The sequence below is a fragment of the Terrabacter sp. 05T424 genome, from assembly GCF_056396225.1.
The window spans coordinates 55107-67974 of sequence record NZ_JBFTLB010000006.1; the positions used below are offsets into that span (position 1 = coordinate 55107).

Sequence of the window (12868 nt, forward strand, 5' to 3'; positions counted from 1 at the left end):
CAGTGAACCTCCCGGTCGGGGTGGGGTCCTGGGGGCGGTGGCCGGGTGGGCTCAGAGCGACTGGCCGACGAGAGCGACGAGGTCGACGAGGCGGTTGGAGTAGCCCCACTCGTTGTCGTACCAGCCGACGACCTTGACCTGGTTGCCGATGACCTTGGTCAGGCCGGCGTCGAAGATGCACGAGGCGGGGTCGGTCTCGATGTCCTTGGAGACGATCTGGTCCTCGGTGTAGACGAGGACGCCCTTGAGCGGGCCCTCGGCGGCGGCCTTGACCGCGGCGTTGACCTCCTCGACGGTGGTCTCGCGGCTGGCCTCGAAGGTGAGGTCGGTGGCCGAGCCGGTCGGCACCGGCACGCGCAGCGCGAAGCCGTCGAGCTTGCCCTTGAGCTCGGGGAGCACGAGGCCGATGGCCTTGGCGGCGCCGGTCGAGGTCGGCACGATGTTGAGCGCCGCGGCGCGGGCGCGACGGAGGTCCTTGTGCGGCGCGTCCTGCAGGTTCTGGTCCTGCGTGTAGGCGTGGATCGTCGTCATGAGGCCCTTGACGATGCCGAACTCGTCGTTGAGCACCTTGGCCATCGGGCCGAGGCAGTTCGTCGTGCACGACGCGTTCGAGATGATCGTGTGCTTCGACGCGTCGTACGCGTCGTCGTTGACACCCATCACGATGGTGATGTCCTCGTTGGACGCGGGCGCCGAGATGATGACCTTCTTGGCACCGCCGTCGACGTGGGCCTTGGCCTTCGCCGCGTCGGTGAAGAAGCCGGTGGACTCGACGACGATGTCGGCGCCGACGCCGGCCCAGTCGATCTTGGACGGGTCGCGCTCCTCGAACACCCGGATCGACTTGCCGTCGACCGTGAGGGACGTGTCGTCGAAGGAGACCTCGCCCGGGAATCGACCCAGGATCGAGTCGTACTTGAGCAGGTGGGCGAGGGTCTTGTTGTCCATGAGGTCGTTGGTTGCCACGACCTCGATGTCGGCTCCGGACGCCACGATGGCGCGGAAGAAGTTGCGGCCGATGCGGCCAAAGCCGTTGATACCAACGCGAACGGTCACTGCTGTGCACCTCTTCGGTAAGACTGTGTCGGACGTGTGCGAGACCTTGGGCCGCCACGCTGCGACCTCGATCACACCCACCCTAGTGCGTCGGCTCAGGGCCCGAACCGGCAGTCTCAGGGCTTGGTGAGCACGCGCTCAGCGCGTGACGGCGCGCTCGTCGCACGCGTACGGCCGGGGGTGCGTACGCCTCGGGCCTGGGTGCCTACGCGGACAGCGGCGTCCTGCGCGCCGCCGCGACGTCGAGCGTGGTTCAGCTGTCGAGCATGTCGGGCGTGAGGTTGGCGTCGGTGCCCGCCACCCCGAGCTCCTCCGCCAGCTTGTCGGCCATGGCGAGCAGGCGACGGATGCGCCCCGCGACGGCGTCCTTGGTCATCGGCGGCTTGGCGAGCTGGCCGAGCTCCTCGAGGCTCGCCTGCTTGTGCTCGAGACGGAGCACGCCCGCCTCACGGAGGTGGTCGGGGATGTCCTCGCCGAGCAGCTCCATGGCGCGCTCGACACGGGCACCCGCCGCGACCGCGGCGCGCGCCGAGCGGCGCAGGTTGGCGTCGTCGAAGTTCGCGAGGCGGTTGGCGGTGGCGCGCACCTCGCGACGCATCCGCCGCTCCTCCCACGCCAGGACGGCGTCGTGGGCGCCGAGCCGGGTGAGCATCGCGCCGATGGCGTCGCCGTCGCGGATGACGACGCGGTCGACGCCGCGCACCTCGCGCGCCTTGGCCTGGATGCCGAGCCGGCGGGCGGCCCCGACCAGCGCGAGAGCGGCCTCGGGGCCCGGGCAGGTGACCTCGAGGGCCGAGGACCGGCCCGGCTCGGTCAGGGAGCCGTGGGCCAGGAAGGCGCCGCGCCACGCCGCCTCAGAGTCACAGGTGGCGGCGCTCACGACCTTGGGCGGCAAGCCTCGGACCGGCCGGCCGCGGTTGTCGATGAGCCCGGTCTGACGGGCGAGGGTGGCCCCCTCCTCGACGACTCGCACGACGTAGCGAGAGCCGCGCCGCAGGCCGCCGGCGGCCAGGACGAGCACGTCGCTCTTGTGGCCGTAGACCTCGCTGACGTTGCGGCGCAGGCGCCGCGCCGCGTTGGCGGTGTCGAGCTCGGCCTCGACGACGATCTGCCCTCCGATGATGTGCAGCCCTCCGGCGAAACGGAGCATCGTGGACACCTCGGCCTTGCGACAGCAGGGCTTGGTCACCTCGAGGCGTGAGAGCTCGTCCTTCACCTTCGCTGTCATGGCCATGGGCGACATCCTGCCATCCTGTGCAAGAACCCTCGCGGCGGAGTCCCCCCGCGACACACCGAACGGGTCGGTCAGGTGCCTCGGCGTGTCGTCGCGGACCACCGCGGCTCAGGCGATGACGTCGCGCAGGGCGGCCGCGAGCCGCAGCGGGTCGTGCACGCCCGGCTCGTTGCGCGCGGCGACGGGGGCGACGACCAGCTCGGCCCCGAGGTCGGCGGCGGCTGCTCGCAGCGACGCGCCGTCGGGCACGACGCTMGGGTCGGCGAGCACCACGTCGAGGCGCAGGGCGGGTGCGTTGGCCGCGAAGGAGGCCAGGTGGTCCTCCGCGCGGAAGTCGCGGGTCTCGCCCTTGTGCACCTCGAGGTTGAGGTTGAGCAGGCGCTTGGCGGGTGTGGCGACCAGCGCGTCGACGAGATCGGGCACCAGCAGGTGCGGCATGACCGAGGTGAACCACGAGCCGGGCCCGAGCATGACCCAGTCGGCGGCACCGACGGCCGACAGGGCCTCGTGGCACGGCTCGGGACAGGTCGGCAGGATGCCGATCGACGAGACGATGCCGGGCGATGACGCCACGCGGTGCTGGCCGCGCACCTCGACGGTGGCGTCGGGGCGGTCGGGGTCGTGGCCACGGATCTCGGCGACGATCTCGAGGGGCTCGGCGGCCATGGGCAGCACCCGCCCCCGCGCACCCAGGAGGCGACCGACGAGGTCGAGTCCCTGGACGGTGTCGCCGAGCAGCTCCCAGATCGAGACGATCATGAGGTTGCCGAGCGCGTGCCCCTTGAGCTCACCGGCGCCGGCGAAGCGGTGCTGGAGCACGTCCCGCCAGGTGTGGCCCCAGTCGCTCTCGTCACACAGCGCCGACAAGGCCATGCGGAGGTCGCCGGGCGGCAGCACGGCGAACTCCTCGCGCAGCCGGCCGCTCGAGCCGCCGTCGTCGGCCACCGTCACGACGGCCGTGACGTTGTCGGTGAGAAGGCGCAGGGCCGTGAGGGTCGCGGCGAGACCGTGCCCCCCGCCGAGCGCCACGATGCGCCGGTGGTGCGGGAACTCGAGGGATCCGCGCGGAGGGGTCACGGCGCCGGGCCCCGTCACTCCCGCCCCAGGTCGCGGTGGACGACGAAGGTGTCAACGCGGTCGCGGCCACCAAGGCGTTCGCTGAGCGCCTCGGCGATGGCGACGGAGCGGTGCTTCCCACCCGTGCAGCCGACGGCCACGGTGACGTAGCGACGCCCCTCGCGGACGTAGCCGGCGATCATCGTGTCGAGCAGGTCGCCGGCCCGCTCGAGGAACTCCTCGGCGCCCGCCTGCTTCATCACGAACTCGCTGACGGGGCCGTCGCGTCCGGTCAGTGACCGCAGCTCGGGCACCCAATAGGGGTTGGGCAGGAAGCGCATGTCGAAGACGACGTCGGCGTCGAGCGGCAGGCCGTACTTGAACCCGAACGACATGACGGCGATGCGCAGCTGCACTCGGCCCTCGCCGGCGAAGAGCGAGCTCAGCTTGGCGCTCAGCTGGTGCACGTTGAGGCCCGAGCTGTCGATGACGACGTCAGCCGACGACCGCAGGTCGAGCAGCCGCTCGCGCTCTCGCTGGATGCCGTCGAGCAGACGACCGTCACCCTGAAGCGGGTGCGGGCGGCGCACGCTCTCGAAACGCCGCACGAGCGCTTCGTCGGTGGCGTCGAGGAAGACCAGACTCGGACGCTCGCCCCGCTCGCGGGCCTCGGCGATGGCGCCCTCGAGCAGCTCGAACCAGCCGCGGGAGCGCACGTCGACGACGACCGCCACCTGCTGGAGGCGCGCGCCGGGGTCCTTGGCCCGGGCCTCGTCACGCAGCTCCGCGAGGTGCGACAGCAGCTGTGGCGGGAGGTTGTCGACGACGAGCCAGCCGAGGTCCTCGAGGACGTTGGCGGTGGTGCTGCGTCCGGCCCCGCTCATGCCGGTGACGATGACGATCGGGGCATCGGCCAGAGGCGTCTGCGGGGTGGGGCCGGTGTCGGCGGTCATTCGAGCACTTCTCCCGTCGTGAGGTTCACGGCTGGCTCCTGGGGCGCTCCCCCAGCCAAGTGGTTGACGACCGCCGAAGCAAGCGACCGGCCGAAGCCCGGAACAGCCATGATGTCCGAAACGTCCGCGCCCCGAAGACGTTTGACCGAACCGAAGTGGCGCAGCAGCGCCTTCTGTCGGCTGTTGCCCAGCCCGGGTATGCCGTCGAGCTGCGAGGCCGTCATGGCCTTGGAGCGGCGCTGGCGGTGGAACGTGATGGCGAAGCGGTGCGCCTCGTCACGCAGGCGCTGCAGCAGGTAGAGGCCCTCGCTGGTGCGCGGCAGGATGACCGGGTGGTCGTCGCGTGGCAGCCACACCTCCTCGAGCCGCTTGGCGAGGCCCACGAGCGCGACCTCCTCGATGCCGAGATCGTCGAGAACCGCCTGTGCGGCATTGACCTGCGGGAGACCGCCGTCGACCACGACGAGGCTCGGCGGGTAGGCGAAGCGGCGCGGGCGACCGGTCTCGGGGTCGATCGGCCCCGACGTGGAACGTGGGTCGCCGTCATCGGCCCCATCGCCGCCGTCGCCGTTCTCGTCGCCGCTGACGTCACCGCGCGCGGACGGGCCCGCACCGTCGGAGGGCTCGCTGACGACCCCGGTCGACAGGTCGAGGTCACCGGTGCCCTCGGCGTCCTCGAGGTAGCGGCGGAAGCGGCGGGTCAGCACCTCGCGCATCGCGGCGGTGTCGTCGATCGTGACGGGCGCGTCGGCATCGGAACCGTCATCGGCTCCGGAGGTCGCGCCCCGCACGATGAACCGGCGGTACTCGCTCTTGCGCGCGAGGCCGTCCTCGAAGACCACCATCGAGGCCACGACGTTGGTGCCCTGCACGTGGCTGACGTCGTAGCACTCGATGCGCAGCGGGGCGTCGTCGAGCCCGAGGTAGTCCTGCAGCTCCTGCAACGCCTTGCTGCGCAGCGTCAGGTCACCGGCACGGGCGACCTTGTGCCGGGCGAGCGACTGCTCGGCGTTGCGGCGCACCGTCTCCATGAGCGTGCGCTTGTCGCCGCGCTGGGGCACCCGGACGCTGACCGCCGAGCCCCGCACCGCCGACAGCCACTCGGTGACGGCGTCGAGGTCGGCCGGCAGCGTGGGCACGAGCACCTCACGGGGCACGGCATCGCGCTCGGCGTCGCCGTAGACCTGCTGCAGCAGGTGCTCGACGAGGCTCGGGAGGTCCTCGCTCTCCTTCTCGACGACCCACCCCCGCTGGCCGCGGATGCGACCGCCCCGCACGTGGAAGACCTGGACCGCGGCCTCGAGGTCGTCGTCGGCGAGGGCGAAGACGTCGGCGTCGGTCGCGTCGCCGAGCACCACGGCCTGCTTCTCGAGAGCCTTCGTGAGGGCCCCGATGTCGTCGCGCAGCCGGGCCGCCTGCTCGAAGTCGAGCTCGGCCGCGGCCTCCTTCATACGGGTCTCGAGGCGCTTGGCGAAGCGCGTCGTGTTGCCTGCCATGAAGTCGCAGAAGTCCTCGGCGATGGCGCGGTGCTCGTCGGGAGTGACCCGGCCGACGCAGGGCGCTGAGCACTTGTCGATGTAGCCGAGCAGGCAGGGCCGGCCGCTCGCGGCGGCGCGCTTGAAGACACCAGAGGAGCAGGTGCGCACCGGGAAGACGCGGAGCAGCAGGTCGAGGGTCTCGCGGATCGCCCACGCATGGCCGTAGGGGCCGAAGTAGCGGGTGCCCTTGCGCTTCGCGCCGCGCATCACCTGGGCCCGGGGGAACTCCTCGCTCATCGTCACGGCGAGGAACGGGTAGGACTTGTCGTCGCGGTACTTGACGTTGAAGCGCGGGTCGAACTCCTTGATCCAGGAGTACTCGAGCTGGAGCGCCTCGACCTCGGTGCGCACGACGGTCCACTCGACCGAGCTGGCCGTCGTGACCATGGTCGCCGTGCGCGGGTGCAGGGCCGTGATGTCCTGGAAGTAGGACGACAGGCGGGGGCGCAGCGACTTGGCCTTGCCGACGTAGATGACCCGACCGTGCGAGTCACGGAAGCGGTAGACGCCCGGGTCGGTCGGGATCTCCCCCGGCTTCGGTCGGTAGGTCGTCGGGTCCGCCACGCGTCCACCCTATGTCGGCCCACCGACGCTGCCGTATGCCGCCCTCCGCCCCCCGTCGAGGGGCGTCAGGACGGCATACGGGAGGGCTGCGTCAGGCGACGGTGAAGGTGTTTCCGGTGACGGTGACCTGCTTGGCGGTCAGGGGGCTCTTCGCCTGGCTCTCGGGCGTCGGGTCGCCTGTGTTGAGGTCGAAGTGGCTCTGGTGGCAGGGGCAGACGAGCTGGTTGTCGGCCACGGAGCTCACTGCGCAGCCCTGGTGGGGGCACGTGGTGTCGAAGGCCTTGAAGGTGCCGGCCACCGGCTGCGTGACGACCGTCCTGGTGTCGGGGAAGAACTTCGCACCTCCGACGGGCACCTCGGACGAGGGCGTGCCGCCGCCGGAAGGGGCGGTCGAGGCTGCCGAGCCGCCTGCGCCCGCCGAGGCTGCGCTGCTCGAGGACTGGCCGGTCGCGATCGGGACAGGCGGGCTGCTGCAGGCGGCGAGGGCACCGGCGCCGGCCACGACGCCGGCCGCCTTGAGGACGCCGCGGCGGCCGGGGAGCAGCGCCGCGAGAGGGTCACTCGTGTCGGTCGCCTCGCTCGTGGGCGTCTCGTGGGAGTCGAGGGAAGGGTCGTTCTCGGCGGCGACGGTGCTGGACTGCTCGGGAGAGCGTGAGTGCGTGCGCTGTGTCATGCGTTCCTCTTCCGTGTGGTGGTGGAGGTCCTCGTCTTGCTCACGGTGGTGCTGGACGTGCTCTTCTTCGCGGCCGCGGTGGTCGCACCTCCCCGGGCGCGACCCGTGGTGCGGGCGGCCTTCAGTCTCGACGCGCTCGCTGTGGCTGAGCCGTCAGCTCGCTGTGAGCCCTCCGCCGCCGTCTTCTTCTTCGTGCCGGACGCGGCACGGCCCCGTGTCGTGCCCTTTCCCGAGCTGCGGGTCGTCGTGCGGGCGGTGCGGTCGAGGATCGGCCGGAGGAAGCGGCCGGTGTGGCTGGCTGCCACCTCGGCGACGTCCTCGGGTGTCCCCTCGGCGATGACCGCGCCGCCCCCGGAGCCGCCCTCGGGCCCCATGTCGATGATCCAGTCTGCGTTCTTGATGACATCGAGGTTGTGCTCGATGACGATGACGCTGTTTCCCTTGTCGACGAGCCCCTGCAGCACGTCGAGGAGCTTCTTGATGTCCTCGAAGTGCAGACCGGTCGTCGGTTCGTCGAGGACGTAGATGGTGCGCCCGGTGGAGCGCTTCTGCAGCTCGCTCGCGAGCTTGACGCGCTGTGCCTCGCCGCCGGAGAGGGTGGGCGCCGGCTGTCCGAGCCGCACGTAGCCGAGGCCGACGTCGTTGAGGGTCTTGAGGTGGCGCGAGATCGCCGGGACCGCCTCGAAGAAGGTCGCGGCCTCCTCGATCGGCATGTCGAGCACGTCGGCGATCGTCTTGCCCTTGAAGTGGACCTCGAGGGTCTCGCGGTTGTAGCGGGCCCCGTGGCAGACCTCGCACGGCACGTAGACGTCGGGCAGGAAGTTCATCTCGATCTTGATGGTGCCATCGCCGGAGCACGCGTCGCAGCGCCCGCCCTTGACGTTGAAGGAGAAGCGTCCGGGCTGGTAGCCGCGGATCTTCGCCTCGGTCGTCTCGGCGAAGAGCTTGCGCATGTTGTCGAAGACGCCGGTGTAGGTGGCTGGGTTCGACCGGGGCGTGCGACCGATCGGGCTCTGGTCGACGTGCACCACCTTGTCGAGCTGGTCGAGACCAGCGACCGTCTTGTGCCGACCGGGCACGTGCCTGGCGCCGTTGAGCTTGTTGGCGAGCACGTTGTAGAGGATGTCGTTGACGAGCGTCGACTTGCCCGAGCCGGACACCCCGGTGACGGCGACGAGGTTGCCGAGCGGGAAGCTGACCGAGACGTTCTGCAGGTTGTTCTCGCGGGCGCCGGTGACGGTCAGCTGTCGGCCGTCGTGGCCGCGGCGCACGTCGGGGGTCGGGATCTCGCGCCGCCCCGAGAGGTACATGCCGGTGAGCGAGTCGGGGTGCTCGAGCAGTCCCTTGACCGGACCCGAGTGCACGACGTGCCCGCCGTGCTCGCCGGCGCCGGGGCCGATGTCGACGACCCAGTCGGCGGCGGCGATGGTGTCCTCGTCGTGCTCGACGACGATGAGGGTGTTGCCGAGGTCGCGCAGCCGGGTCAGGGTCTCGATGAGGCGGTGGTTGTCGCGCTGGTGGAGGCCGATCGACGGCTCGTCGAGGACGTAGAGCACCCCGACGAGGCCCGAGCCGATCTGGGTCGCGAGCCTGATGCGCTGCGCCTCGCCACCGGAGAGAGTGCCCGCCGGGCGATCGAGGGAGAGGTAGTCGAGGCCGACGTCGAGCAGGAACCCGAGCCGGGCGTCGATCTCCTTGATGACGCGCTCGGCGATCTGCTTCTCGCGGGCCGTGAAGTCGACCGTGTCGAGGAAGCCGGCCGCCTCGTTGATCGCGAGGCCACAGACCTCGGAGATGTTCTTGCCGCCGACGAGCACGGCGAGCGACTCGGGCTTGAGGCGGGCGCCCTTGCAGACGGGGCACGGGACCTCGCGCATGAAGCCCTCGTAGCGGTCGCGGCTCCAGTCGGAGTCGGTCTCGGAGTGGCGGCGCTTGATGAACGGGACGACGCCCTCGAAGCCGGTGGTGTAGGAGCGGTCGCGGCCGTAGCGGTTCTTGTAGCGGACGTGCACCTTGTAGTTCTGGCCGGTCAGCAGCGCCTCCTTGGCGCGGGCCGGGAGTGCCCGCCACGGGACATCCATCGAGAACTTCATGTCTTCGGCGAGAGCGCCCATGACGCGCTGGAAGTACTCGGCGGAGCCGGAGCCCTGCGCCCAGGGCGCGATGGCGCCCTCGGCGAGGGTGAGGTCGTCGTCGGGCACGACGAGCTCGGGGTCGACCTCGAGCTCGGTGCCGATGCCGGTGCACTCGGGGCAGGCGCCGAACGGAGAGTTGAACGAGAACGACCGCGGCTGCACCTCGTCCATGCCCAGCGGGTGGTTGTTCGGGCACGCCATCTTCTCGGAGTAGCGGCGCTCGCGCTGCTTGTCCTTGGCGTCACGGTCGACGAAGTCGATGATGACGATGCCGCCGGCGAGACCCAGCGCGGTCTCGACGGAGTCGGTGAGCCGCCGCTTCGAGCCGGCGTCGTCGCCCTTCGCGACGAGGCGGTCGACGACGACCTCGATCGTGTGCTTCTTCTGCTTCTCGAGCTTGGGCGCCTCGGTGAGCGAGACGACCTCGCCGTCGACGCGGGCGCGGGAGAAGCCCTTGGTCTGGAGCTCGGCGAAGAGGTCGACGAACTCGCCCTTGCGGCCCTGGACCACGGGTGCGAGCACCTGGAAGCGGGTGCGGTCCTCGAGGGTGAGCAACTGGTCGACGATCTGCTGCGGCGACTGGCGGGTGACCGGCTCGCCACAGACCGGGCAGTGCGGCCGCCCGGCGCGGGCGAAGAGCAGTCGGAGGTAGTCGTAGACCTCGGTGATGGTCCCGACCGTCGACCGCGGGTTGCGGTTGGTGGACTTCTGGTCGATCGACACCGCGGGCGAGAGCCCCTCGATGAAGTCGACGTCGGGCTTGTCCATCTGGCCGAGGAACTGCCGGGCGTACGCCGACAGCGACTCGACGTAGCGTCGCTGCCCCTCCGCGAAGATGGTGTCGAACGCGAGGCTCGACTTGCCCGACCCCGACAGCCCGGTGAAGACGATCAGGCTGTCTCGGGGGAGGTCGACCGACACGTCGCGGAGGTTGTGCTCGCGAGCGCCGCGGACGACGAGGGAGTGGGCGTTGCCGGTGGGCGTAACAGTCACGCGCAACATGCTAGGTGCGGTCACCGACAGTCCTCGTATCGGCGGTCCAGGGTTGGACGCGCCGACCCCGGCGGGGCCCCTCACGCACGACCCGGCCGAGCGGCATACTCGCACCCATGAGCGTGCACGAGCCGACCCCGATCGAGGAGTACGCGGTGCTCGGCGACCTCGGCACGGCCGCCCTGGTCAGCCGGCGCGGGTCGATCGACTGGTTGTGCCTGCCCCGGTTCGACTCGCGCGCGTGCTTCTCGGCGTTGCTCGGCACCCCCGAGCACGGCCGGTGGCTCATCACCCCCGTCGACGAGGACGCCGTGACGACGCGCCGCTACGTCGGCGACTCCTTCGTGCTGGAGACCGTCCACGAGACGTCGACGGGACGGGTCAGGGTCACCGACGTCATGCCTCTGGGCGACGGCCGTTCCGACGTGCTGCGCCGCATCGAGGGGCTCGAGGGCACGGTGCGGATGGTCCACGAGTGGACGGTTCGCTTCAACTACGGCCGCACCCGCCCGTGGGTCGCGCGCCACTCCGACGACCGTGAGGGCCGCACCGACGAGATCATCACCGCGATCGCCGGGCCCGACATGCTGGTGCTCCGGGGAGCGCGCCTCCCCCATGCGCGGGACGGCCACCACGTCGACGAGTTCGACGTCGTGGCCGGTGACGTCATGACGTTCTCGACGACATGGTTCCGCAGCCACGAACCGATCCCGCCGCCCCTCAGCGTGCGCGCCCGCATCGCCGAGACCATCGCGCTGAGCGAGGGGTACGCCTCCCGCAGCCACTACAAGGGTGCGTATGCGGCCGCCGTGACGCGTTCGCTGCTGGTGCTGCGCGGACTGACGCACCAGTCGACCGGCGGCATCGTCGCCGCCGCCACGACGTCCCTGCCCGAGAGGCTCGGTGGCGAGCGCAACTGGGACTACCGTTTCTGCTGGCTGCGCGACGCCGCCCTCACGCTCGAGGCGCTGCTCGGGTGCGGCTACATGCAGGAGACCGAGCTGTGGCGCGCGTGGCTGCTGCGTGCCGTGGCGGGCGACCCCGAGGACATGCAGATCATGTACCGCGTCGACGGCGGACGCGACCTGCCCGAGCGCGTCCTGCCACACCTGCCCGGGTATGCCGGGTCGACCCCCGTGCGCGTGGGCAACGCCGCCGTCGACCAGCGCCAGACCGACGTGCTCGGCGAGGTGATGATCTCGCTCGACCACGCGCGCCGGCGCGGGCTCGAGGAGAACGACGACTCGTGGCACCTGCAGCGCGCCCTCGTCAACCACCTCGCGAAGCACTGGCAGGAGGCCGACAACGGACTCTGGGAGATCCGCGGTCCGCTGCGTCACTTCACGCACTCACGGGCCATGGTGTGGGCTGCCTTCGACCGGGCCGTCCGTGCCGTGGAGCAGCAGGGCCTCGAGGGCCCGGTCGAGCAGTGGCGCGAGCTGCGCGACCAGGTGCGCGACGAGGTCATGACCAAGGGTTTCGACGCCGAACGGGGCACCTTCGTGCAGCACTACGACACGACCGAGGTCGACGCGTCGCTGCTGATGCTGTCGTCGATCGGCTTCGTCGACGGCGACGACCCACGCATGCTCGGCACGATCGCCGCGGTCGAGCAGGACCTGCTGCGCGACGGCCTCGTCATGCGCTACCGCACCGAGACCGACGTCGACGGCCTGCCCGGCGACGAGCACCCGTTCCTCGCGTGCTCGTTCTGGCTCGTGACGGCATACGCCAAGGCGGGTATGACGGCGAAGGCGACCGAGCTGATGGACCGGCTCGTCGGCCTGACCAACGACGTGGGCCTGCTGTCGGAGGAGTACGACCCCGTGAACGAGCGCATGGTGGGCAACTTCCCCCAGGCGTTCTCGCACCTGACGCTCGTCGGTGCCGCCCTGGCACTCGAGACGGCGACGGGCGAGCCGTCGGACAGCGAGACCGAGAAGCAACCCGGGAGGGCAACGGCATGAAGCACGGTGAAGTGACCCCCGACCTCGTGGCGGCCGAGACCGATCGGGTCGTGGCCACGGCGGCGTCCTTCCGCAACGAGGCGGTGCTCGCGCCGTCGCTCTGCGAGGGATGGTCGCGCGGCCACGTGCTGGCTCACCTCGCCCGCAATGCCGATGCCCTCGCCCGCGTCTGCGACGTCGCGCTCACCGGCGCGCCGAACACGATGTACGACACGACCGAGTCCCGTGACGCTGACATCGCCGCCGGGGCCCGCCGCTCCGCGGACGAGCAGGCCACCGACATCCGCGACTCAGCGGCACGCCTCGCCGAACGCCTCGCTGCCCTCGGGCCCGAGCACGGCGAGGTGCACGTCGAGCGCACTCCGGGCGGGTTCCCTGTCCCCGTCGGGATGGTCCCGTTCATGCGCCTGCGCGAGCTCGTCTACCACCACGTCGACCTCGACGCCGGCTTCACCTTCGCGCAGGCGCCCGACGAGGTGGTCGCCCTCTTCCTGCGCGACGCCGCGAACCGGCTGTCGAAGGAGGACGCACCCCCGTCGCTGCGCATCGCGACGACCGAGGGTGACGCGTACGTCGTCGGTGACGGCGCCACGGCCGTCTCCGGCTCGCGCGCCGCCGTGCTCATGTGGCTGGCCCGCGGCAACACCGACGGCGTCGACTTCGACGGCCCCGTCCCGACCCTTCCCTTCGGAGGCTGAC

Annotated in this window: 9 protein-coding genes; 2 read left to right on the forward strand and 7 right to left on the reverse strand. The window is 70.9% G+C overall.

The window, feature by feature from the left end:
* Positions 1-51: 51 nt before the first annotated feature.
* The 7 genes from gap to uvrA form a co-directional block, all read right to left on the reverse strand.
* Complete coding sequence (gene gap / locus AC1DE0_RS13800; protein WP_478101440.1) at positions 52-1056, reverse strand: type I glyceraldehyde-3-phosphate dehydrogenase; 1005 nt, start codon at positions 1054-1056, stop codon at positions 52-54.
* A 253-nt stretch (positions 1057-1309) separates the two neighbouring features.
* Positions 1310-2290 (reverse strand): DNA-binding protein WhiA, encoded by a 981-nt coding sequence (whiA, locus tag AC1DE0_RS13805; protein ID WP_478101445.1) that lies wholly within the window; start codon positions 2288-2290, stop codon positions 1310-1312.
* A gap of 108 nt (positions 2291-2398) precedes the next feature.
* On the reverse strand, positions 2399-3367 hold the full coding sequence (locus AC1DE0_RS13810) for a gluconeogenesis factor YvcK family protein (RefSeq protein ID WP_478101447.1): 969 nt from the start codon (positions 3365-3367) through the stop codon (positions 2399-2401).
* Positions 3368-3381: 14 nt separating this feature from the next.
* Complete coding sequence (gene rapZ, locus AC1DE0_RS13815) at positions 3382-4299, reverse strand: RNase adapter RapZ (RefSeq protein WP_478101449.1); 918 nt, start codon at positions 4297-4299, stop codon at positions 3382-3384.
* Entirely contained in the window at positions 4296-6401 is a 2106-nt protein-coding gene (gene uvrC / locus AC1DE0_RS13820) for an excinuclease ABC subunit UvrC (protein ID WP_478101451.1), read from the reverse strand. Before uvrC ends, rapZ begins: the two co-directional genes overlap by 4 nt.
* A 91-nt stretch (positions 6402-6492) precedes the next feature.
* The gene (locus tag AC1DE0_RS13825; RefSeq protein WP_478101453.1) at positions 6493-7074 is read right to left on the reverse strand and encodes a Rieske (2Fe-2S) protein; all 582 of its coding nucleotides are present in this window, start codon (positions 7072-7074) and stop codon (positions 6493-6495) included.
* A complete protein-coding gene (gene uvrA, locus AC1DE0_RS13830; RefSeq protein ID WP_478101753.1) occupies positions 7071-10211 on the reverse strand; it encodes an excinuclease ABC subunit UvrA in 3141 nt (1046 codons plus the stop codon). Before uvrA ends, AC1DE0_RS13825 begins: the two co-directional genes overlap by 4 nt.
* A 107-nt stretch (positions 10212-10318) precedes the next feature.
* Between uvrA and AC1DE0_RS13835 the strand changes: the two genes are divergently transcribed.
* Complete coding sequence (locus tag AC1DE0_RS13835) at positions 10319-12169, forward strand: glycoside hydrolase family 15 protein (protein WP_478101455.1); 1851 nt, start codon at positions 10319-10321, stop codon at positions 12167-12169.
* Positions 12166-12867 (forward strand): maleylpyruvate isomerase family mycothiol-dependent enzyme, encoded by a 702-nt coding sequence (locus tag AC1DE0_RS13840; RefSeq protein WP_478101457.1) that lies wholly within the window; start codon positions 12166-12168, stop codon positions 12865-12867. Before AC1DE0_RS13835 ends, AC1DE0_RS13840 begins: the two co-directional genes overlap by 4 nt.
* Position 12868 lies beyond the last annotated feature (1 nt).

Bases quoted from the DNA above. Each gene is read 5' to 3' on its own strand.
- AC1DE0_RS13840 (WP_478101457.1), top strand. From the start codon at position 12,166: ATGAAGCACGGTGAAGTGACCCCCGACCTCGTGGCGGCCGAGACCGAT.
- rapZ (WP_478101449.1), bottom strand. From the start codon at position 4,299: ATGACCGCCGACACCGGCCCCACCCCGCAGACGCCTCTGGCCGATGCC.
- uvrA (WP_478101753.1), bottom strand. From the start codon at position 10,211: ATGTTGCGCGTGACTGTTACGCCCACCGGCAACGCCCACTCCCTCGTC.
- AC1DE0_RS13835 (WP_478101455.1), top strand. From the start codon at position 10,319: ATGAGCGTGCACGAGCCGACCCCGATCGAGGAGTACGCGGTGCTCGGC.
- AC1DE0_RS13825 (WP_478101453.1), bottom strand. From the start codon at position 7,074: ATGACACAGCGCACGCACTCACGCTCTCCCGAGCAGTCCAGCACCGTC.
- whiA (WP_478101445.1), bottom strand. From the start codon at position 2,290: ATGGCCATGACAGCGAAGGTGAAGGACGAGCTCTCACGCCTCGAGGTG.